Below are 21,182 nucleotides of genomic sequence, written 5' to 3'. Positions count from 1 at the left end.
ATGAAGACGACCGAAGACACCACCACGACCGGCCACGGCGGGGACGTCCGCCTCACCGGCATCGGCAAGACGTACGGCTCCTTCACCGCCGTGCACCCGCTGGACCTGACCGTGCCGCAGGGCTCCTTCTTCGCCCTGCTCGGCGCGTCCGGCTGCGGCAAGACCACCACCCTGCGGATGATCGCCGGCCTGGAGGAGCCCACGTCCGGCACCGTCCACCTCGGCGACCAGGACGTCACCGCGCTGCCGCCGTACAAGCGGCCGGTGAACACGGTCTTCCAGTCCTACGCCCTCTTCCCGCACCTCGACATCTTCGAGAACGTCGCCTTCGGTCTGCGCCGGCGCGGCATCAAGAGCGTGAAGAAGCAGGTCGAGGAGATGCTGGAGCTGGTGCAGCTCGGTGAACAGGCCCGCAAGAAGCCGCACCAGCTCTCCGGCGGCCAGCAGCAGCGCGTCGCCGTCGCCCGCGCGCTGATCAACCACCCCAAGGTGCTGCTGCTCGACGAACCGCTCGGCGCCCTCGACCTGAAGCTGCGCCGCCAGATGCAGTTGGAGCTCAAGCGCATCCAGACCGAGGTCGGCATCACCTTCGTGCATGTCACGCACGACCAGGAGGAGGCCATGACCATGGCCGACACGGTCGCCGTGATGAACGTCGGCCGGGTCGAGCAGCTCGGCCCGCCCACCGACCTGTACGAGAATCCGCGGACCACCTTCGTCGCCAACTTCCTCGGCACCTCCAACTTCATCGAGGCCGAGGTCGACACCAGGTCCGGCGACGAGATCATCCTCAAGGCGGGCGGCGGCAAGCTGGTGCTGCCCGAGGCCCGCAACAGCGCGCCCACGACGACCGGCGGCAAGGTGCTGGTCGGGGTGCGCCCGGAGAAGATCTCCCTCACCCACACCGACGACGCCGGCGGGATACCCGAGGGCCGCAACCGGATCACCGGCCGGATCGCCGGCGCCAGCTTCATCGGCGTCTCCACGCAGTTCGTCGTCGACAGCCCGGTCTGCGCCGACTTCGAGGTGTACGTCCAGAACATCGACCGCGACGCCCGGCTGGCGCCCGGCGCCGAGGTGGTCCTGCACTGGAACCCGGCGCACACCTTCGGCCTGGACGCGGCCCAGTCCCTGCTTGCCGGGACAGTGGGCTCCGCGGGCGTCGAGACGGTCGAGGAAGAGGTCGCCCGATGACGACGGTCGCCGAGGCGCCGCCCCTGGCGCCCGCCCCGCCGGAGCGGAAACCACCGCGCAAGCGGGGCCGCTGGACCCCGTACTGGCTGCTGCTGCCCGGCCTGCTCTGGCTGTCCGTGTTCTTCGCGCTGCCGGTGATCTACCAGGCCTCCACGTCCGTGCAGACGGGCTCCCTGGAGGAGGGGTACCAGGTCACCTGGCACTTCGCCACCTACTGGGACGCCCTGTCCGACTACTGGCCGCAGTTCGTCCGCTCGGTGCTCTACGCGGCCTCCGCGACCGTGCTGTGCCTGCTGCTCGGCTACCCGCTGGCGTATCTGATCGCCTTCCGCGCGGGACGCTGGCGGAACCTGATCATGATCCTGGTGATCGCGCCGTTCTTCACCAGCTTCCTGATCCGCACGCTCGCCTGGAAGACGATCCTCGCCGACGGCGGTCCGCTGGTCGGCGCCCTGGACACGCTGCACGTCCTGGACGTCACGGCGTGGCTCGGCTGGACCGTCGGCGACCGGGTGCTCGCCACGCCGCTCGCGGTGGTCTGCGGTCTGACGTACAACTTCCTGCCGTTCATGATCCTGCCGCTCTACACCTCGCTGGAGCGGATCGATCCCCGGCTGCACGAGGCGGCGAACGACCTGTACGCCAAGCCGTCGACCACCTTCCGCAGGGTCACCTTCCCGCTGTCGATGCCGGGCGTGGTCTCCGGCACGCTGCTGACGTTCATCCCGGCCACCGGCGACTACGTCAACGCGGACCTGCTCGGCTCCACCGACACCCGCATGGTCGGCAACGTCATCCAGTCGCAGTTCCTGCGGATCCTCGACTATCCGACGGCGGCGGCGCTCTCGTTCATCCTGATGGCCGCGATCCTCATCATGGTCACCCTCTACATTCGCAGGTCCGGGACGGAGGATCTGGTTTAAATGGACACACGACAGAGTCGTATATTCGGCACGAGCGTCAACTGGCTCAAGCGCCGTCTCGTCGTCATCGCGGGACTGCTGACCCTCGCGTATCTCCTCCTGCCGAACGTCGTCGTCACGGTGTTCTCCTTCAACAATCCGAAGGGGCGCTTCAATTACCAGTGGCAGGAGTTCTCCACCGAGGCCTGGCGAGATCCCTGCGGTGTCTCCGGGATGTGCGGCTCGCTGACGCTCAGCCTCCGGATCGCGCTGTGGGCGACGCTCGGTGCCACGCTCCTCGGCACGATGATCGCCTTCGCGCTGGTCCGCTACCGCTTCCGTGCCCGCGGCGCCGTGAACTCGCTGATCTTCCTGCCGATGGCGATGCCCGAGGTGGTCATGGCGGCCTCGCTGCTCACCCTGTTCCTCAACATGGGTGCCCAGCTGGGCTTCTGGACGATCCTGATCGCCCACGTCATGTTCTGCCTCAGCTTCGTCGTGGTCGCCGTGAAGGCGCGCGTGATGTCGATGGACCCCCGCCTCGAGCAGGCCGCGCAGGACCTGTACGCCGGCCCGGTCCAGACGTTCCTCCGGGTCACGCTGCCGATCGCCGCCCCCGGAATCGCGGCGGGCGCGCTGCTCGCCTTCGCGCTCTCCTTCGACGATTTCATCATCACCAATTTCAACGCCGGCTCGACCGTCACCTTCCCGATGTTCGTCTGGGGCTCCGCGCAGCGCGGAACTCCCGTACAGGTCAATGTCATCGGTACGGCCATGTTCGTCATCGCCGTTCTCCTGGTCCTGTTCTCCATGGTCGTCGGCAACCGCCGTAACCGGCAGAAGGCATAGAAACACAGCCGCTGTCCCCTGTAGGGAGTTGAAATCATGGCCCCGAGCGCCATGAGCCGTTGGACGAGATCCCTTTCCGAAGCCCGGCCGGTCCCCTACTGGCTGGACGATCCCGGCAGGCCCGGACCCGAGCCCGCCCTGACCGGCACCGAGACCTGCGACCTGCTGGTCGTCGGCGGCGGCTACAGCGGGCTGTGGACCGCGCTGATCGCCAAGGAGCGCGACCCCGCGCGGGACGTCGTGCTGGTGGAGGGCCGCGAGGTGGGCTGGGCCGCCTCCGGCCGCAACGGCGGGTTCTGCGCCGCCTCCCTCACCCACGGCCTGTCCAACGGACTGGCCCGCTGGCCGGACGAGATCCACGCCCTGGAGCGGCTGGGCGCCCGCAACCTCGACGCCATCGAGGAGACGGTCGCCCGCCACTCCATCGACTGCGACTTCGAACGCACCGGTGAGATCGACGTCGCCACCGAGCCGTACCAGGCCCGGGAGCTCAAGGACCGGTACGAGGAGATCCGGGCCGAGGGCCTCGCCGACGGCGTCGAGTACCTGGACACCGGGGCCGTGCGGGAGCAGGTCGACTCACCCACCTTCCGCGCGGGCCTGTACGACCGCCGGGGCGTGGCCATGGTCAACCCGGCCAGGCTCGCCTGGGGTCTCAAACGGGCCTGTCTCGACCTCGGCGTCCGCGTGCACGAGAACACCCCGGCGCTGACCCTGCGGCCGTACGGCGCCGGCATGGCCGTACGCACCCCGTACGGCGGGGTCCGCGCCCGCACGGTCGCGCTCGGCACCAACGTCTTCCCCAACCTGGTCAGACGGGTCCGCTCCTACATCGTCCCGGTCTACGACTACGCCCTGATGACCGAGCCGCTCACCGCCGACCAGCTGGCGTCGGTCGGCTGGAAGAACCGGCAGGGCCTCGGGGACAGCGCCAACCAGTTCCACTACTTCCGGCTGTCCGCCGACAACCGGATCCTGTGGGGCGGCTACGACGCGGTCTATCCGTACGGCGGCCGGGTGCGTGCCGAGTACGACGACCGGCCGGAGACGTACGCCAAGCTCGCCGGGCACTTCTTCACCTGCTTCCCGCAACTGGAGGGCGTGCGCTTCACCCACGCCTGGGGCGGCGCGATCGACACCTGCTCCCGCTTCTCGGCGTTCTTCGGCACGGCACACGCGGGGAGGGTGGCGTACGCGGCGGGTTACACGGGGCTCGGCGTCGGTGCCACCCGTTTCGGCGCCGAGGTGATGCTGGACCTGCTGGCGGGGGAACGGACCGAACGCACGGAACTGGAGATGGTGCGCAGAAAGCCGCTGCCTTTCCCGCCGGAGCCGTTCGCCTGGACCGGCATCGCCCTCACCAAGTGGTCCCTGGCCAGGGCGGACGCACACGGCGGGCACCGCAATCTGTGGCTGCGCACGATGGACCGGCTGGGCCTCGGCTTCGACAGCTGAGCCGCCAGGCCGGTCAGCCGGCCCTCGATCCGGTACCGGTTCGAGGGCCGGGAGCCCCGGCGGGTCTCCGGCGGCCGCCCCGGCCGACCAGCAGCCACAGGCCGATCAGCAGCACCGCGCCGAGGCACCAGCTGGCCGCCACGTCCAACGGCCAGTGGTAGCCCCGGCGCACCAGCCCGAACGAGGCGCCGACGACCAGGGCGGCGCAGGCCACGACGAGCGTGCGACGCACCGCCGGCGAACGCAGCAGCGGGAGGAGGAGCAGCGTCGCCGCGCCGTACGCCACGACGGCGGTGGCCGTGTGACCGGAGGGGTAGTAGCCGACCGCCGGGGGCACGGCCGGGGTGCCGGGGCGGTCGGTCCACTCCTTCAAGGGCGCGACCAGCGCCGGCACCAGCATCATCGCCAGGAGCCCGGCGGCGGGCGGCAGCCACCAGCGGTCCGTACCTGTGGCACGCCCGCGCCGGGCGACGTACGCCAGCGCGATCGCCAGGACCGGCACGGCGACCTGGACGTTGCCGAGGTCGGCGAGCAGTTCGGAGGCCCGGTCCGGATGGACCAGCGCCCGGCTCAGCCGCTCGTCGAGGCCCACCAGCGGACCGTCGGCGACGACCTGCCAGGTGATCAGCGCGAAGAGGAGAACGGGCGGTCCCAGCAGCAGCATGGTGCACAGCTTCGCAGGTGGGGGCCCGGCACACGCCGAAGGGCCAGTGCAAAGGGGGGGTGTGCACTGGCCCTTCGGGGAACGGCTTGCCGTGTGAGGTGCCCGGACGGCCGTCCGGACCGGAACGTCGCGCGCCCCGGGGGGTTTGGGGCGGGCGACCGTCCGATCGTGAGGAGACCCGAAGCCTTCAGGCCCCGGTTTGTGTGCGCGAGGGCACGACCAGGTCGAAGCTGGGGAGGCCCCGGCCTGAACCACCCACAGTTCCCTGTGGGCGGGGTGTATCTCTCATCCGCGAAGAAACCTACGACAGGGGGTGGCCCCGCGACAGGGCCAACAGGGTCCTGTCATCCACCCCGCACACGTTCTTCACACGCTCTGCCGCTCTCCGGTCCCGGCGGCCGGTCCGGGGCGGCTCACCTGCCCCGACGCCGGCTCAGATGCGCGCGAACGCCTGCTCGATGATGTCGAGGCCCTCGCCCAGCAGGTCGTCGCCGATGACCAGCGGGGGCAGGAAGCGCAGCACGTTGCCGTAGGTGCCACAGGTCAGGACCAGCAGGCCCTCCTGGTGGCAGGCCTTGGCCAGCGCGGCCGTCACCTCGGGGTTCGGCTCCTTGGTGTCGCGGTCCTTGACCAGCTCGATGGCGATCATCGCGCCCCGGCCGCGGATGTCGCCGATGACGTCGAACTTCTCGGCCATGGCGGTGAGCCGGGCCTTCATGACGGCCTCGATCGCCTTCGCCTTCGCGTTGAGGTCGAGTTCCCTCATCGTCTCGATCGCGCCGAGCGCACCCGCGCAGGCGACCGGGTTGCCGCCGTAGGTGCCGCCCAGACCACCCGGGTGGGCGGCGTCCATGATCTCCGCGCGGCCGGTGACGGCGGCCAGCGGCAGACCACCGGCGATGCCCTTCGCGGTGGTGATCAGGTCCGGGACGATGCCCTCGTCCTCACAGGCGAACCACTGGCCGGTGCGGCAGAAGCCGGACTGGATCTCGTCGGCGACGAAGACGATGCCCTTGTCCCTGGCGAACTCGCTGATCGCGGGCAGGAAGCCCTTGGCCGGCTCGATGAAGCCGCCCTCGCCGAGCACCGGCTCGATGATGATCGCGGCCACGTTCTCGGCGCCGACCTGCTTGGAGATCTGGTCGATGGCCTGCGCGGCGGCCTCCGGACCCGCGTTCTCCGCACCCGTCGGCCAGCGGTAGCCGTAGGCGACCGGAACGCGGTACACCTCGGGCGCGAACGGACCGAAGCCGTGCTTGTACGGCATGTTCTTCGCGGTCAGCGCCATGGTGAGGTTGGTGCGGCCGTGGTAGCCGTGGTCGAAGACGACGACCGCCTGCCGCCCGGTGTAGGCACGCGCGATCTTGACGGCGTTCTCGACGGCCTCGGCACCGCTGTTGAACAGCGCGGACTTCTTGGCGTGGTCGCCCGGGGTCAGCTCGGCGAGCGCCTCGGCGACGGCCACGTAGCCCTCGTACGGCGTGACCATGAAGCAGGTGTGGGTGAAGTCGGCGAGCTGGGCGGAGGCGCGGCGGACGACGGCCTCGGCGGAGGCGCCGACGGAGGTCACGGCGATGCCGGAACCGAAGTCGATCAGCCGGTTGCCGTCGACGTCCTCGATGATGCCGCCGCCCGCGCGGGTGGTGAACACGGGCAGTACGGAGCCCACGCCCTGCGCGACCGCGGCGGTGCGGCGGGCCTGCAGCTCCTGCGACTTCGGTCCGGGGATGGCGGTGACGACGCGGCGCTCCTGCGGAAGTGCGGTCATGCGGGGCTCCTGGGGGGTGTTTCGGACACGTGCGTTCTTTTCTCGCAGGCTAGGGCGGTGAGCGGGGGCTGGGCATGCTCCATGTGGGCGCTGTCCGGGGGGTGGGGTTGTCCGTGGTGGACATAGCGGGGGTGACGCGTGCGCGGCCGCGGGCCATCGTGCCTCCCCGGGCACGTGCGGCCCGCCCCGCCCGGCCTCGGCCACGTGAGAGGTGGACTCCGTCTGCCGGGGCGTTAGATTGACTCGCTGATGGCGGATGGAGCGGCTGCTCAGGGGGCAAGGGCGATGGACAGCGACGGTACCCAGGACGCACGGGGCACGCATGCGAACCCCGTACCGCGCCCGGCGGGCCCACCGGACGTGCCGACGGTGCCACCACGGCCGAGCCGGGCGCCGGGGGTGCCACCCGTGCCCCGACGGGCCCCCGGTCCCCCGTCCGGCGTCGCCGCCTGGCTCGACGAGACGAGGCCGGCCGCCCGGCCCGGGATCTGGCGGTACGGCCATCGTCCGAAGGAGATCCCGGAACGCCTTGCTCCGGTGACTGTCGTCGGCATGCTGCTCCCGCTCGTCCTGGCGCTCGGGGTGTGGTCCCTCTGGAGCAGCGGCTACTTCCCGTACAAGAGCGCCCTCCTGCGGATGTTCACGCCGAACGACTGGTGGTACCAGCTCTCGCTGACGCCCAAGCCGGTCGAGGGCTGGGCGGTGGGGCGCCCCGCGGAGCACGCCCTGCTGCTCGCCGACGGCCTCTTCTTCGCCGCGCTCGTTCTCGCGGTCGGCGTGCTCGGCAGCTGGCGCGCCATCGTCCGTCACTACATGAACCGCATGTCCCGGCCCGTACAGGTCCTGGTCTCCGCCGGCCTCGCCCTCGTCGCCCTCGGTCTCGTCTTCCCCGACGCCTTCCCGGGCTTCGGATGGTCCACGGTGCCGGTCGTCGACCCGTTGCTCTCCCTGACCGTGCTCCTCACGGACAGCTACGAACCGATGGCCTCCCGCCTCTTCACGAACACGCTGTACACGGTCGTCACGCTGCTCGTGGTGTGGCCGTTCGCCCGCCTGGGGGCCTGGCTGCCGTACGCGAGGGAGCGGTTCGCCCCCCGCCCGGCGAGCACCGCCCCCAGCACCTCCGTGCCCGTCCGCCCCCGCTCCCAGTGGCCGGCCCTCCGCGACGCCGGCCAGCACGAGGCCGCCGAGCTGCTCACCGCCGAGGTCGCCGGCGACCGTATGAACGACGTCGACTGCATCCGCGTCGAGCACGCCTTCGACGTCGCCCGGCGCACCGCCGCACTGGACACCTTCCGCGACACCGTCCTGCGCCAGGGCGGCGCGGCCCGGACGCACCCCTCCGGCGCCCGGGACCTGCCGCGCCGGACCGCCCGTCACGACCTGCTCGCCGGTCAGGTGCGCATCGGCCGCTGGGTGGCGGCCGAGCGCGCTCCCCAGCCGTACCACGACGCGGGGGCGGCCCTCGGTCCGGACGTGCTCGGCACCTCGCTGCTCGCCATCGGCCCCTCCGGTTCCGGCAAGACCCGCACCCTCGTCGAGCCGGTGACCGAGGCGCTCGCGCTGCAGGCGCTCACCGGGCGCTGCGCCGTCGTCGCCGTCTGCGCCGCCGGCAGCCCGCTCGGCGCGGACGACGCCTTCGACGTGATCGTGCGGATCGGTGATCCGTCCTCGGTGCACGACCTCGACCCGTACGCCGAGTCCGACGATCCGGACGAGGCGGCCGCGATCCTCGCCGAGGCGCTGGTGGGCGACCTCGACACGATCGGCGCGCAGGGCGCCGCCACCGCGCTGGCGCAGCTGCTCGGCCCCTTCCGGGCGGTGCACGGCCGCTTCCCCACCCTGCCGGAGCTGCGCGAGCTGCTGGAGGGGGAGGAGAGGACGCTGGTCCCGCTGCGGGAGGCGCTCGCCGCGAGCGGGAACGACGTCATGCGCCGCGAGCTCGACGCGCGCGTCCGGCAGACCGGTGCGCCGGGCGACGCGGGCCGCACCCTGGCCGACCGGCTGGCGCTGCTGGACCGGCCGGTGTTCGCGGACTTCTTCGGCGGGGGCGGTCCCGGCAGGCCGTTCTCGCTGCGTGCGGTCGCCCACCACCCCCTGCGGGTGCGGATCGACCTGCCCGAACGCGGCCACGAGGAGGCCGGACGGCTGATCACCCGGCTGGTCCTCGCACAGTTCCACGCCGTCGTCCGGGAGGGCCGGCGCGCCCACTTCGCCTGCCTGGTCCTGGACGACGCGACGGGCACGGTCACCGCGGAGTCGGTGCGCCGCATCCAGCGGCTGCGTTCGCAGAACGCGGGCGTGCTGCTCGCCCTGCGCACCATCGGTGACGTCCCCGAGGCGCTGCACGGCCCGCTCTACGGAGCGGTGGGCTGCCGTATGGCCTTCTGCGGCGTCACCACGTGGGACGGCAGCCGGTTCGCGCAGGCCTGGGGCACCGAGTGGGTGGAGACGACGGAGGTCGCCAAGCACACGGTCTTCGCCGACCAGCCGATGACCCGGGTCATCCACGCGCTGCGCAGGCGGCTGACGGGCAAGGCGGTGACCACGGACGCGGTCACCGTGCGGCAGGTCGAGCGGGAGCGGTGGTCGGCTTCGGAGCTGGCACACACGGTGCCGCCGGGACACGCGGTGCTGTCACTGACGACCGTCGAGGGCGAGCACACGCCGCCGCTGCTGGTGGACCTCCGGGAGTGAGCCGTCCGGTCGGGGCAGCCGGGAACCGTACAGTGAGGCAGAATCGACAGGAACCGTTCATACGCGGCGGCCAAAAGATCAGCGCGTTCTCACACACCCGACGCAGACCCGAAGGCTCAAGGCACCCATGCCCCCGACGCTCGCCTCGCTCGTCCACCACTCCGCGCTCAAACTGACCGTGCGCGCGGGCGAGGACCGCCTCGACGTGCCGGTCCGCTGGGCGCACGCCAGCGAGCTCGCCGACCCCGTGCCCTACATGGAGGGCGGGGAGCTCCTGCTGATCACCGCGCTGAAGCTCGACGCGGAGGACCGGGAGGCGATGCGCCGCTATGTGAGGCGGCTGGCAGGGGCGGGGGTCGTCGGGCTCGGCTTCGCCGTCGGCGTCCACTACGAGGACATCCCCGACGCTCTCGTCGAAGCGGCCCGTGAGGAGGCGCTGCCGCTCCTCGAGGTGCCGCGCCGCACCCCCTTCCTCGCGATCAGCAAGGCCGTGTCCGCCGCCATCGCCGCCGACCAGTACCGCGCGGTGACCGCGGGCTTCGCGGCCCAGCGGGAACTGACCAGACAGGCGCTGGCCGAGGGGCCGACGGGCCTGCTGGCCGCGCTCGCCGCCCAGGTCGACGGGTGGGCCGCGCTGTACGACGCCTCGGGCGCCGTCGTGGCCACGGCACCGGAGTGGGCGGGCCGGCGCGCCGCGCGGCTCACCCCGGACGTGACCCGGCTGCGGGAGCGGCCCGCGCCCGCCTCCTCGGTCGTGGCCGGCCCGGAGAACGAGGACCGGGTCGAACTGCACTCCCTCGGCACCGGCCGGCGTCCCCGCGCGGCGCTCGCCGTCGGCACGGCCGCCGCCCCGGGCACCGCCGAACGGTACGCGGTCCACTCCGCGATCGCCCTGCTCACCCTGACCACGGAACGCTCCCGCTCCCTGCACGCCGCCGAGCAGCGCATCGGCGCCGCCGTCCTGCGCATGCTGCTCGCCGGGGAACCGGACCACGCCCGCGCGGTGGCCGGGGACCTGTACGGCGACCTGCTCGACGCGCCCTTCCGGATCATCGTGGCCGCGGGGGGCGAGGCGAGCGGTGAGGCTCTCGGAGCCCTCGCCGAGGTCGCGGAGTCCGCCGCCGCCCGCTCCGGGGAGGTGGTCCTGGCCGTGCCGGAGGGAAACCGGCTGGTCATACTGGCCTGCGACGGCGGCGCCGCCGTGGCCGCCTGCTGCGACCACGCCGCCGCGCGGGAGGCGGCCCGCAAGGCCGACGACGACGAACTGGTCGCCGGGCTGTCCGCACCGGCCGGACCGATCGCCGCGGCCGCCGCCTACAAGCAGGCCGAACAGGCGCTTTCGGTGGCGCGGCGACGGGGGAGGGTGCTGGTGGAGCACGAGCACATGGCCGCCGGATCGGTCCTGCCGCTGCTCGCCGACGACGCGGTCAGGGCGTTCGCCGACGGGCTGCTGCGCGCCCTGCGCGAACACGACGCGACGGGCCGCGGCGACCTCGTCGCCTCCCTCCGCGCCTGGCTCTCCCGCCACGGCCAATGGGACGCGGCGGCGGCCGACCTCGGCGTCCACCGTCACACCCTCCGCTACCGCATGCGCCGGGTGGAGGAAATCCTCGGCCGCTCCCTCGACGACCCGGACACCCGCATGGAGCTGTGGCTGGCCCTGAAGGCGACAACGTCGGACTAGCACAACCAACCCGTCCGCCACTTCCAGCCGGTGCGCCGCTTCCAGCCCGTCCGGCGCTTGAGGACAAGGCCCGTCCAGGGCCGATGGGGGTCCGGGGCGCAGCCCCGGGGACGGGAAGGGACGACGGGGGCGAAAACCGAACCCCGTCCCCACTCCGCCAAACCGTCGAACCCCCACCCCCCACCACTACGTCCCGGACAAACCCCCCGCGAGCACCCCGCCCCTACCGTGGACCCCACACCCCAGGACCAACCCCCAACCGCGGAAGGGCCGGAACCCGCACATGACTTCCACCACCGCCTTCTGGCTCGCCGGCCGCCAGGCCACCGGCGAGACCGCCTTCGACGTCACCTCCCCCTGGGACGGCCACACCGTCGGCACGGTGAGCGTCCCCACCGACGCCCAGGTCGAAGACGCCGTCTCCGCCGCCCACGCCGTCCGCGAGGACTTCGCCGCCACCCCCGCCCACGCCCGCGCCGCCGCCCTCGACCACGTCAGCCGCCGCCTCGTCGAGCGCACCGAGGAGATCGCCCGCCTGATCTCCGCCGAGAACGGCAAGCCGGTCAAGTGGGCCCGCGGAGAGGTCGGCCGCGCCGTCTCCGTGTTCCGTTTCGCCGCCGAGGAGGCCCGCCGCTTCAACGGCGGCGAGGCCCAGCGCCTGGACACCGACGCCGGCGGCCAGGGCCGGCTCGCCTTCACCCGCCGCTTCCCCAAGGGCGTCGTCCTCGGCATCGCACCGTTCAACTTCCCGTTGAACCTGTGCGCCCACAAGATCGCCCCCGCGATCGCCGCGGGCGCCCCGATCATCCTGAAGCCGGCGCCCGCCACGCCCCTCTCCGGCCTGATCCTGGGTGAGCTGCTCGCCGAGACCGAGCTGCCCGCCGGCTCCTGGAGCATCCTCCCGGTTCCCAACGACCGCATGCCCGCCCTGGTCCAGGACGAGCGGCTGCCGGTGATCTCCTTCACCGGCTCCGAGACGGTCGGTTACGCGATCATGGACTCGGTGCCGCGCAAGCACTGCACCCTGGAGCTGGGCGGCAACGGCGCGGCCGTCGTCCTCGCCGACTTCGCGAGCGACGAGGACCTGGACCGGGCCGCGCAGCGCATCGCGACCTTCTCCAACTACCAGGGCGGCCAGTCCTGCATCTCCGTGCAGCGCGTGATCGCCGACGCGTCCGTGTACGACCGTCTGCTGCCGCGCATCGTCGCCGCCGTCGAGGCACAGGTCACCGGCGACCCGAACGACGACGCCACCGACGTCGGCCCGCTGGTCAGCGAGGCCGCCGCGCAGCGCGTGGAGTCCTGGGTCGACGAGGCCACCGCCGCGGGCGCCACGCTGCACACCGGCGGCAAGCGCGACGGCGCCTCCTACGCGCCGACCGTGCTCACCGACGTACCGGCCGGGGCGACGATCTCCCGCGAGGAGGTCTTCGGACCGGTGCTGACCGTGCAGAAGGTGGACGGGGAGGCCGCGGCCTTCGCCGCCGTCAACGACTCCAAGTACGGCCTCCAGGCGGGCGTGTTCACCCACGACCTGGGGACCGCCTTCCGCGCCCACCGCGCGCTGGAGGTCGGCGGTGTGGTCATCGGTGACGTGCCCTCCTACCGCGCCGACCAGATGCCGTACGGCGGCGCCAAGCAGTCCGGTGTGGGCCGCGAGGGCGTGAAGTTCGCGATGGACGACTACACCTACGAGCGGGTGATGGTCCTGACGGGCCTCGCGCTCTGACCCGCCTCCGACAGACCGACGGCCCGAGCCCGCTGTGCGGGGGCTCGGGCCGTCGGTCCATGACGACCGGTGTGGTCAGCGGAAGGCGGGAGCGGTGACGGCCGGGCGGTGGGCGCCGTAGTAGTCCTCGTCCTCCCAGCTGTCCTCCTCGCTGTTGATGGCGGCTACGACGCCGATCGCTATCAGGACGATCACGGCGATGCCGAGGACGAGGCCGATGATGCCCGTGATCAGGCCGGCCTGGGCCTGCCCGTGGTTGTCGGCCAGGCCCTGCTCGGCCTTCTGGCGGCCCTTGATGCCGAAGACGATGGCGAGGATGCCGAGGACGACGGAGACCACGCCGTACAGACAGAACAGGCAGCAGGCCAGGATGCCGAGCACCATGGCCGCGACGCCCATGCCGTTCTGCCGCTGCATCGGCATGCCGGGCCAGCCGTAGCCCGCCGGGTAGCCGGGGTATCCGTAACCGCCCGGTGCGCCGGGGCCGGTGGGCGCGACGGGCGGCGGGGGCAGCACGGAGCCCTGGGTGTCGTACGGCGCGCTGCCGCCCGGGGGCATGCCCCCGGCGGGCGGGACGAAGCCGGCACCCGGCATCCCCACGACGGTGGGCTGGTCGTGCACGGACGGCGGCTGCGGCGCGGACAGTCCGTCGGCGACCGTCGGCGTGGCCGGTGGCTGCGGCGGCCGGCCGGCGGCGGACGTGCGGTCCTTGTCCGGTGAGGTCCTGTCCTCCGGAGCTGCCCAGGGATCGCCGGCTCCCGTGTCCCCGCCCGGCTGCGTCGCGTCCGTCATCTGGAGTTACCCCTTGGCCCTCGATCGTCCGGCCATGTTACGGCTCCACCGCCCCGAGCCGTCCCGCACCCCCTCACCGCCTACGATGACCCCGAGTCATCGATCAGCCGATCACCCGCGTCCCGCCGCCCGTGCGGCCCCGGGACGCCGTTCCGGGGAGGAACCCTTGACCGACCGTCTCGTCGAGCCGCGCGTCCCACGCAACCTGCACGCCTTCATCGCCGGGCTGCCCAAGGCCGAACTGCATGTGCACCACGTCGGGTCCGCTTCCCCCCGCATCGTCTCGGAGCTGGCCGCCCGCCACCCCGACTCCAAGGTTCCCACCGACCCCGAGGCCCTGGCCGACTACTTCACCTTCACGGACTTCGCCCACTTCATCGAGGTGTACCTGTCCGTCGTCGACCTCATCCGCACCCCCGAGGACGTACGGCTGCTGACCTACGAGGTGGCGCGTGAACTGGCCCGGCAGCAGGTGCGGTACGCCGAGCTGACCATCACCCCGTTCTCCTCCACCCGGCGCGGGATCGACGAGCGTGCCTTCATGGACGCGATCGAGGACGCCCGCAAGGCGGCCGAGGCCGAGTTCGGAACGGTGCTGCGCTGGTGCTTCGACATTCCCGGCGAGGCCGGGCTGGAGTCCGCCGAGGAGACCGTGCGGCTCGCCACCGACGACCGGCTGCGTCCGGAGGGCCTGGTCTCCTTCGGTCTCGGCGGACCCGAGATCGGCGTGCCCCGGCCGCAGTTCAAGCCGTACTTCGACCGCGCGATCGCCGCCGGACTGCACTCCGTGCCGCACGCCGGTGAGACCACGGGACCGGAGACGGTGTGGGACGCGCTGGGCGAGCTGGGGGCGGAGCGCATCGGGCACGGCACCAGCTCGGCCCGCGACCCCGAGCTGCTCCGGCACCTGGCCGAGCAGCGCATCCCGCTGGAGGTGTGCCCCACCTCCAACATCGCCACCCGCGCGGTGGCCACCCTCGACGAGCACCCCATCAAGGAGTTCACGCGGGCCGGCGTGCTCGTCACCGTCAACTCCGACGACCCGCCGATGTTCGGCACCGACCTCAACAACGAGTACGCGGTCGCCGCGCGGCTGCTGGAGCTCGACGAGCGGGGACTGGCCGGCCTGGCGAAGAACGCGGTCGAGGCGTCGTTCATGGACCCGGCGGGCAAGGCGGGGCTGGCCGCCGAGATCGACGCCTACACCTCGTCCTGGTTCGCCTCCTGACCACCCCGCGAAGGGCCGCCATGCAGAACGTGACCGCCGTGGCCCACCGCGGCGACCCCTACCGCGTCCGCGAGAACACCCTCGCCTCGCTGCGTTCCGCGCTCCACCGGGGTGCGGACGCGGTGGAGGTCGACGTGCGCCTCACCCGGGACGGCGTCCCGGTGCTGCTGCACGACGACACGCTGAAGCGGCTCTGGGAGCACGACCGTCCGCTGTTGTCGCTGTCGTGGGAGGAGGTGCGCGGGGTCACGGACGACGGGGTGCCCACGCTCTCCGACGCGCTGGCGGCGACGGACGGCGGCCGGGTGATGATCGACCTGCCCGGCGCGCCGGACGTCCGCGCGGTGCGCCGGGTCGTGGACGCCGTGCGCGAGCGGGGTGCCCAGGACCGCGTCTACTACTGCGCGGGCGCCCCCGCCATGCTCGCCGTGCGCGCGGCGGACCCGTCCGCCGAGATCGCGCTCACGCGTACGACCCTGGCACCGGCCCGCACCGGTCTGCTGGAGGCGATCCGCCCGCGCTGGCTGAACTACCGCTTCGGCCTGGTGGACCGCGCTCTCGCGGACCGCGTCCACCACGCCGGTTATTTGCTGTCCGTCTGGACCCCGGACACCCGCCGCTCCATGCGCCGTCTGCTGGCCCTGGGCGTCGACTCGATCACCACCAACCGCATCGACGTCCTGTGCGCGCTGCGTGCGGCCGGCGGCCGGCCGGGGCGGCAGGCACCTTAGGGGCAACCCCTGACAACTTACCTGTATGCCCAGGGGAGTTGGTTGGGGATGCGCCAGGGCGGGCGCCCTCCCTGATGACGATCCGGAGGCGGTCCGCACCGCCGGAGGATGATCACGTCCCTCCGCCGAACTCCTCCGAGGAGCAGCCGATGCACGCCCGTCGTCGTACCACCCTTCTCGCCGCCTCCCTCGTCCTCGCCCTGGGCACGGGCCCGCTCGCCGCGCCCGCGTTCGCCTCCCCCGCCCCGCGGGCGCCCGTGTGCAGTGTCCACCCGTCGAACAAGGCGCTGTGCGAGGCGATCGGAGGGCTGCCCGACGCGGCCACGACCGCCGCACTGGTCCGGCTGGGCGGCACCGAGGGTTCCTGGCAGGGCAGTTCGGGGGTGCGGGACCTGGTGAGCGGCCGGGCTGCCGACCCGGACGCGCGGTTCAGGGCCGGTTCGACGACCAAGGTGGTGACGGCCGCCGCCGTCCTCCGACTGGCGGCCCAGGGCGAGGTCGATCTCGACGCGTCCATCGAGCGCTACCTGCCCGGCCTGCTCGGCCCCGACTTCGAGACGCCCGTCACCGTACGGAACCTGCTGAACCACACCAGCGGCATCCAGCCGGGCGACAGCTGGGGCGACACCTTCGAGGAGCTGTACGCGCACCGCTACGACACGCTCACCCCGCAGCGGGTCGTGGCGTCGGCGGTCGCGAAGGGGCCGGCGTTCACCGCCGGTGAGCGGCAGCAGTACCTCAACATCAACTACACGATTCTCGGCATGCTGATCGAGAAGGTGACCGGGCGGTCGTACGCCTCCGAGGCCACCCGGCTGGTGCTGCGTCCCGCCGGGATGCGGCACACGTACTTCCCCGGCACCGACCCCCGCATCCGCGGACCGCACCACCGCGGCTACCAGGCGGTGCCCCTGGCGGACGGGACGACCCGGCTCGTCGACGTCACCGAGTGGAACGTGGCCGATCGTTGGGCGGCCGGGGACATGATCTCGACCACCGCCGACCTGGAACGGCTCGTCACGGCCCTCTTCAGTGGGCGGATCGTGCCCGAACCGCAGTTGCGGGAGATGTTCACGGTCCCGGCGGGCATCGAGGGCGCCGCCTACAGTGCGGGCCTGACCCGCTGGGAGCACGAGGGAACGGTCTACTGGCTCAAGACCGGCGGCCGCCCCGGCTACAGCACGGCGGTCGCCGCGACCGAGGACCTGAGCCTCACCCTCGTGTACTCGCTCTCCGACACCGACGCGAAGGACACGACACCGAACCCGGTCGCCGAGCGGATCCGGGAGGCCGCCCTCAAGTAGCGAGCGCCGGCGCCGTGTTCGGCGTGAGCGCCTCCAGCCGCTTGATCTTCCGGCGTACGACGTACAGCGGGATCACGCCGAACACGCCGAACGCCATGTCGATGACGGTCCACCAGAAGGGGATGCCGCGGACCGGGCCGCAGACGAGGGCGAGCGGGATGATGCCGGCGCAGGCGATCATGCCGAACTCGACGACCCAGATGTTGCGGACGGGGTCGCGGTAGGGGCCGTGGAAGGCGACCGCGATCACGAGGTGCGCGAAGGCGAGCCAGTCGGTGCCGTAGAGGAGGAAGGGGTACTCGGCGTCGGCGGTGTCGAGCCCCTGGCGTACGCGCTCGATCCAGTCCATGAGGGCGGGTAGGTGCTCCGGCGCCGACAGGGACCGGAGCAGGTCCTCGGTCCAGCGCAGTTCGTGCACCAGCGGAAAGGCCGTGGCACCGCTGAGCACCAGGCAGACGACGAAGAAGACCAGCCAGGCGCGAATGCCCTTGAGCAGGGCGGCTCTGTCGCTCATGACAGCAGCGTACGCCGAGAGTTGAACATGTTCAAAAACAGGGTTCGCCCGTGGAGACACGTCGGCCCCGGGCGGTGGTTCACCGTCCGGGGCCGACGCGCTTGGACTCCTATCCGTCCAGGGACGTCATCACGTGCTTGACGCGCGTGTAGTCGTCGAAGCCGTACGCCGAGAGGTCCTTGCCGTAGCCGGACTTCTTGAAGCCGCCGTGCGGCATCTCCGCGACCAGCGGGATGTGCGTGTTGATCCACACGCAGCCGAAGTCCAGCTTCTTGGACATCCGCATCGCGCGGGAGTGGTCCTTGGTCCACACCGAGGAGGCCAGCGCGTACTCGACGCCGTTGGCGTACTCGACGGCCTGGTCCTCGTCGGCGAAGCGCTGGACGGTGATGACCGGGCCGAAGACCTCCTTCTGGACGATCTCGTCGTCCTGGTTGAGGCCGGAGACGACGGTCGGGGCGTAGAAGAAGCCCTTGTCGCCGACGCGCTTGCCGCCGGCGACCACGCGCGCGTGCGCCGGCAGCCGCTCGATGAAGCCCTCGACCTGCTTGAGCTGGTTGGGGTTGTTGAGCGGGCCGAAGAGGACGTCCTCGTCGTCCGGCATGCCCGTCCTGGTGTCGGCGGCGGCCTTGGCGAGCGCGGAGACGAACTCGTCGTGGATCGACTCGTGGACGAGCACGCGCGTGGCGGCCGTGCAGTCCTGGCCGGCGTTGAAGAAGCCCGCGACGGAGATGTCCTCGACGGCCTTGGCGATGTCGGTGTCCTCGAAGACGACGACCGGGGCCTTGCCGCCCAGCTCCAGGTGGACCCGCTTGAGGTCCTTGGACGCGGACTCGGCGACCGACATGCCCGCGCGCACCGAACCGGTGATGGACGCCATCGCCGGGGTCGGGTGCTCGACCATCAGGCGGCCGGTGTCACGGTCGCCGCAGACGACGTTGAAGACGCCCTTGGGCAGGATCGAGCCGAGGATCTCCGCGAGCAGGACCGTGGAGGCGGGGGTGGTGTCCGAGGGCTTCAGGACGACGGTGTTGCCCGCGGCGATCGCCGGGGCGAACTTCCACACGGCCATCATCATCGGGTAGTTCCAGGGGGCGACCTGGGCGCACACGCCGATCGGCTCACGGCGCACGAAGGAGGTCAGCCCCTCCATGTACTCGCCGGCGCCCTTGCCCTCCAGCATCCGCGCCGCGCCCGCGAAGAAGCGGATCTGGTCCACCATCGGCGGGATCTCCTCGGTGCGGGTCAGCCCGGTGGGCTTGCCCGTGTTCTCCACCTCGGCGGCGATGAGTTCCTCGGCGCGCTCCTCGAAGGCGTCCGCGATCTTCAGCAGGGCCTTCTGGCGCTCGGCCGGGGTGGTGTCGCGCCAGCCGGGGAACGCCTCGGCGGCGGCCGCCATCGCGGCGTCCACATCCGCCTGCCCGGACAGCGGAGCGGTCGCGTACGCCTCGCCCGTCGCGGGGTTGACCACCTCGGTGGTCCGGCCGTCGGCGGCGTCCCGGAACTCACCGCCGATGTAATTGCGCAGACGACGCAGCTCGGTGCTCACTGCAGGCCCTCCTGGTGTTCCTCGTGGGTGTCCGAGGTGTCTGGGGTGTCGAGAAATGTCGAGTGTCCAACCTCTGAGACACCCACCCTAGACCGACAGCTGATGTTTTCAACACCCCCACCGGCCCCGCTCCTGCGAAATCCGCATGAGAGGGCGTCACAGACAACGAATTTCATCGATCGAGCCTTGCGAAACTGTCGATACGTCGTGCACAGTGGCACCGTGGCCAGTCGAAGCGCAGACCCGAAGGACTCCCGCGAGTCCAAGAACGGCGGCGGTCCCCAGTTGGACTCCGTCTCCCTCGCCATCATCGAGCAGCTCCAGGAGGACGGCCGTCGGCCGTACGCCGCCATCGGCAAGGCCGTGGGCCTGTCGGAGGCGGCCGTGCGCCAGCGGGTGCAGAAGCTGCTGGACCAGGGCGTGATGCAGATCGTCGCCGTCACGGACCCGCTCACCGTGGGCTTCCGCCGCCAGGCGATGGTCGGGGTCGACGTCGAGGGCGACGTGGAGTCCGTGGCCGACGCGCTGACCGTCATGGACGAGTGCGAGTACGTGGTGATGACCGCGGGGTCCTTCGACCTCATGGTCGAGATCGTCTGCGAGGACGACGACCACCTTCTGGAGGTCATCAACGGACGCATCCGGGCCGTTCCCGGAGTGCGCTCCACCGAGAGTTTCGTCTACCTCAAGCTCAAGAAGCAGACCTACATGTGGGGAACCCGATAATCGTGAGCACCGACAGCCCCAAGGACCTCAGCAAGTCCGCGTACGACCACCTGTGGATGCACTTCACCCGCATGTCCTCGTACGAGAACTCCCCCGTCCCCACCATCGTCCGGGGTGAGGGCACCCACATCTACGACGACAAGGGCAAGCGCTACCTCGACGGTCTCGCGGGCCTGTTCGTGGTGCAGGCGGGTCACGGCCGTCAGGAACTCGCGGAGACCGCCTCCAAGCAGGCCCAGGAGCTGGCCTTCTTCCCCGTGTGGTCCTACGCCCACCCCAAGGCCGTGGAGCTGGCGGAGCGGCTCGCGCACGAGGCGCCGGGCGACCTCAACAAGGTCTTCTTCACCACCGGCGGCGGCGAGGCGGTGGAGACCGCCTGGAAGCTCGCCAAGCAGTACTTCAAGCTCGTCGGCAAGCCGACCAAGTACAAGGTCATATCCCGCGCGGTGGCCTATCACGGCACCCCGCAGGGCGCCCTGTCCATCACCGGCCTGCCGGCCCTGAAGGCCCCGTTCGAGCCCCTCGTCCCGGGCGCGCACAAGGTCCCGAACACCAACATCTACCGGGCGCCGATCCACGCCGACGACCCGGAGGCGTTCGGCCGCTGGGCCGCCGACCAGATCGAGCAGCAGATCCTCTTCGAGGGCCCGGACACAGTGGCGGCGGTCTTCCTGGAGCCGGTGCAGAACGCCGGCGGCTGCTTCCCGCCCCCGCCCGGCTATTTCCAGCGGGTGCGCGAGATCTGCGACCAGTACGACGTGCTGCTCGTCTCCGACGAGGTCATCTGCGCCTTCGGCCGGCTCGGCACCACCTTCGCCTGCGACAAGTTCGGCTACGTGCCGGACATGATCACCTGCGCCAAGGGCATGACCTCGGGCTACTCCCCGATCGGCGCGTGCATCGTCTCCGACCGCCTCGCCGAGCCCTTCTACAAGGGCGACAACACCTTCCTGCACGGCTACACCTTCGGCGGTCACCCGGTCTCGGCGGCGGTGGGCGTCGCCAACCTCGACCTGTTCGAGCGCGAGGGCCTCAACCAGCACGTGCTCGACAACGAGGGCGCCTTCCGCGCGACCCTGGAGAAGCTGCATGACCTGCCGATCGTCGGCGACGTCCGCGGCAACGGCTTCTTCTACGGCATCGAGCTGGTCAAGGACAAGAACACCAAGGAGTCCTTCGACGTGGACGAGACCGAGCGCGTCCTGTACGGCTTCCTGTCGAAGAAGCTCTTCGAGAACGGCCTGTACTGCCGGGCCGACGACCGCGGCGACCCGGTCGTCCAGCTCGCCCCGCCGCTGATCTCGAACCAGGAGACCTTCGACGAGATCGAGCAGATCCTGCGCGCGACCCTCTCGGAGGCGTGGACCAGGCTGTAGGCCATCAGAGGTTCCGATCT

The 21,182-nt window shown here is 71.4% G+C and carries 17 protein-coding genes; 12 read left to right on the top strand and 5 right to left on the bottom strand.

What is annotated here, in order from left to right; all coding sequences use genetic code 11:
* From ACH4VX_RS13580 to ACH4VX_RS13565, 4 genes are read left to right on the top strand one after another with little or no spacing between them, the layout of a single operon-like run.
* A complete protein-coding gene (locus ACH4VX_RS13580; protein ID WP_398367551.1) occupies positions 1–1,194 on the top strand; it encodes an ABC transporter ATP-binding protein in 1,194 nt (397 codons plus the stop codon).
* Complete coding sequence (locus ACH4VX_RS13575; protein WP_398367550.1) at positions 1,191–2,117, top strand: ABC transporter permease; 927 nt, start codon at positions 1,191–1,193, stop codon at positions 2,115–2,117. The genes ACH4VX_RS13580 and ACH4VX_RS13575 overlap by 4 nt, the downstream gene beginning before the upstream one ends.
* Complete coding sequence (locus ACH4VX_RS13570; protein ID WP_398367549.1) at positions 2,118–2,945, top strand: ABC transporter permease; 828 nt, start codon at positions 2,118–2,120, stop codon at positions 2,943–2,945.
* A 36-nt stretch (positions 2,946–2,981) separates the two neighbouring features.
* Positions 2,982–4,400 carry an NAD(P)/FAD-dependent oxidoreductase gene (locus tag ACH4VX_RS13565; protein ID WP_398367548.1) on the top strand — a complete coding sequence of 473 codons (1,419 nt, stop codon included), beginning with the start codon at positions 2,982–2,984 and terminating at the stop codon, positions 4,398–4,400.
* A 13-nt stretch (positions 4,401–4,413) separates the two neighbouring features.
* Here ACH4VX_RS13565 and ACH4VX_RS13560 read toward each other — a convergent pair whose 3' ends face one another.
* Together ACH4VX_RS13560 and gabT are read right to left on the bottom strand one after the other, a co-directional pair.
* Positions 4,414–5,064 (bottom strand): phosphatase PAP2 family protein, encoded by a 651-nt coding sequence (locus ACH4VX_RS13560; protein ID WP_398367547.1) that lies wholly within the window; start codon positions 5,062–5,064, stop codon positions 4,414–4,416.
* Positions 5,065–5,497: 433 nt separating this feature from the next.
* Positions 5,498–6,832: a 4-aminobutyrate--2-oxoglutarate transaminase gene (gene gabT, locus ACH4VX_RS13555; RefSeq protein WP_398367546.1), complete on the bottom strand. Its 1,335-nt coding sequence runs from the start codon at positions 6,830–6,832 to the stop codon at positions 5,498–5,500.
* Between the two features lie 285 nt (positions 6,833–7,117).
* On the opposite strand from gabT, the gene ACH4VX_RS13550 reads away from it, so the two are divergent.
* From ACH4VX_RS13550 to ACH4VX_RS13540, 3 genes are all read left to right on the top strand, one after another.
* Positions 7,118–9,529 carry an ATP/GTP-binding protein gene (locus tag ACH4VX_RS13550; protein WP_398367545.1) on the top strand — a complete coding sequence of 804 codons (2,412 nt, stop codon included), beginning with the start codon at positions 7,118–7,120 and terminating at the stop codon, positions 9,527–9,529.
* 127 nt (positions 9,530–9,656) lie between these two features.
* Positions 9,657–11,213 (top strand): PucR family transcriptional regulator, encoded by a 1,557-nt coding sequence (locus tag ACH4VX_RS13545; protein ID WP_398367544.1) that lies wholly within the window; start codon positions 9,657–9,659, stop codon positions 11,211–11,213.
* Positions 11,214–11,496: 283 nt separating this feature from the next.
* Positions 11,497–12,942, top strand: coding sequence for an aldehyde dehydrogenase family protein (locus tag ACH4VX_RS13540; RefSeq protein WP_398367543.1), 1,446 nt, complete (start codon positions 11,497–11,499; stop codon positions 12,940–12,942).
* Positions 12,943–13,017: 75 nt separating this feature from the next.
* Here ACH4VX_RS13540 and ACH4VX_RS13535 read toward each other — a convergent pair whose 3' ends face one another.
* Complete coding sequence (locus tag ACH4VX_RS13535; protein ID WP_398367542.1) at positions 13,018–13,734, bottom strand: DUF4190 domain-containing protein; 717 nt, start codon at positions 13,732–13,734, stop codon at positions 13,018–13,020.
* Positions 13,735–13,900: 166 nt separating this feature from the next.
* Between ACH4VX_RS13535 and ACH4VX_RS13530 the strand changes: the two genes are divergently transcribed.
* The 3 genes from ACH4VX_RS13530 to ACH4VX_RS13520 all read left to right on the top strand — a co-directional run bounded on the left by ACH4VX_RS13530 (position 13,901) and on the right by ACH4VX_RS13520 (position 16,997).
* On the top strand, positions 13,901–14,962 hold the full coding sequence (locus tag ACH4VX_RS13530; protein WP_398367541.1) for an adenosine deaminase: 1,062 nt from the start codon (positions 13,901–13,903) through the stop codon (positions 14,960–14,962).
* A gap of 20 nt (positions 14,963–14,982) precedes the next feature.
* Positions 14,983–15,693 (top strand): glycerophosphodiester phosphodiesterase, encoded by a 711-nt coding sequence (locus ACH4VX_RS13525; RefSeq protein WP_398367540.1) that lies wholly within the window; start codon positions 14,983–14,985, stop codon positions 15,691–15,693.
* A gap of 149 nt (positions 15,694–15,842) precedes the next feature.
* The gene (locus ACH4VX_RS13520; protein ID WP_398367539.1) at positions 15,843–16,997 is read left to right on the top strand and encodes a serine hydrolase domain-containing protein; all 1,155 of its coding nucleotides are present in this window, start codon (positions 15,843–15,845) and stop codon (positions 16,995–16,997) included.
* Here the strand turns inward: ACH4VX_RS13520 and ACH4VX_RS13515 are convergent.
* Positions 16,990–17,511, bottom strand: a complete 522-nt coding sequence (locus ACH4VX_RS13515) for a hypothetical protein (protein ID WP_398367538.1) — start codon at positions 17,509–17,511, stop codon at positions 16,990–16,992. The genes ACH4VX_RS13520 and ACH4VX_RS13515 overlap by 8 nt on opposite strands.
* 109 nt (positions 17,512–17,620) lie before the next feature.
* The gene (locus ACH4VX_RS13510; protein ID WP_398367537.1) at positions 17,621–19,060 is read right to left on the bottom strand and encodes a gamma-aminobutyraldehyde dehydrogenase; all 1,440 of its coding nucleotides are present in this window, start codon (positions 19,058–19,060) and stop codon (positions 17,621–17,623) included.
* A 207-nt stretch (positions 19,061–19,267) separates the two neighbouring features.
* On the opposite strand from ACH4VX_RS13510, the gene ACH4VX_RS13505 reads away from it, so the two are divergent.
* Positions 19,268–19,786: an Lrp/AsnC family transcriptional regulator gene (locus ACH4VX_RS13505; protein WP_398367536.1), complete on the top strand. Its 519-nt coding sequence runs from the start codon at positions 19,268–19,270 to the stop codon at positions 19,784–19,786.
* Positions 19,787–19,788: 2 nt separating this feature from the next.
* The gene (locus ACH4VX_RS13500) at positions 19,789–21,162 is read left to right on the top strand and encodes an aspartate aminotransferase family protein (protein WP_398367535.1); all 1,374 of its coding nucleotides are present in this window, start codon (positions 19,789–19,791) and stop codon (positions 21,160–21,162) included.
* The last annotated feature ends 20 nt before the right edge of the window (positions 21,163–21,182 follow it).

This window comes from Streptomyces sp. NPDC020731, from assembly GCF_044334705.1.
Taxonomy (GTDB): domain Bacteria; phylum Actinomycetota; class Actinomycetes; order Streptomycetales; family Streptomycetaceae; genus Streptomyces.
The sequence above is the reverse complement of the archived record's forward strand: the minus strand, read 5'-3'. Positions and strand labels throughout refer to the sequence as shown.

What these genes read in the sequence shown, in the direction of transcription:
- ACH4VX_RS13525 (WP_398367540.1), top strand. Translation starts at nt 14,983, where the DNA reads ATGCAGAACGTGACCGCCGTGGCCCACCGCGGCGACCCCTACCGCGTC.
- ACH4VX_RS13560 (WP_398367547.1), bottom strand. Translation starts at nt 5,064, where the DNA reads ATGCTGCTGCTGGGACCGCCCGTTCTCCTCTTCGCGCTGATCACCTGG.
- ACH4VX_RS13515 (WP_398367538.1), bottom strand. Translation starts at nt 17,511, where the DNA reads ATGAGCGACAGAGCCGCCCTGCTCAAGGGCATTCGCGCCTGGCTGGTC.
- ACH4VX_RS13540 (WP_398367543.1), top strand. Translation starts at nt 11,497, where the DNA reads ATGACTTCCACCACCGCCTTCTGGCTCGCCGGCCGCCAGGCCACCGGC.
- ACH4VX_RS13565 (WP_398367548.1), top strand. Translation starts at nt 2,982, where the DNA reads ATGGCCCCGAGCGCCATGAGCCGTTGGACGAGATCCCTTTCCGAAGCC.
- gabT (WP_398367546.1), bottom strand. Translation starts at nt 6,832, where the DNA reads ATGACCGCACTTCCGCAGGAGCGCCGCGTCGTCACCGCCATCCCCGGA.
- ACH4VX_RS13570 (WP_398367549.1), top strand. Translation starts at nt 2,118, where the DNA reads ATGGACACACGACAGAGTCGTATATTCGGCACGAGCGTCAACTGGCTC.
- ACH4VX_RS13545 (WP_398367544.1), top strand. Translation starts at nt 9,657, where the DNA reads ATGCCCCCGACGCTCGCCTCGCTCGTCCACCACTCCGCGCTCAAACTG.
- ACH4VX_RS13535 (WP_398367542.1), bottom strand. Translation starts at nt 13,734, where the DNA reads ATGACGGACGCGACGCAGCCGGGCGGGGACACGGGAGCCGGCGATCCC.
- ACH4VX_RS13575 (WP_398367550.1), top strand. Translation starts at nt 1,191, where the DNA reads ATGACGACGGTCGCCGAGGCGCCGCCCCTGGCGCCCGCCCCGCCGGAG.
- ACH4VX_RS13520 (WP_398367539.1), top strand. Translation starts at nt 15,843, where the DNA reads ATGCACGCCCGTCGTCGTACCACCCTTCTCGCCGCCTCCCTCGTCCTC.
- ACH4VX_RS13550 (WP_398367545.1), top strand. Translation starts at nt 7,118, where the DNA reads ATGGACAGCGACGGTACCCAGGACGCACGGGGCACGCATGCGAACCCC.
- ACH4VX_RS13580 (WP_398367551.1), top strand. Translation starts at nt 1, where the DNA reads ATGAAGACGACCGAAGACACCACCACGACCGGCCACGGCGGGGACGTC.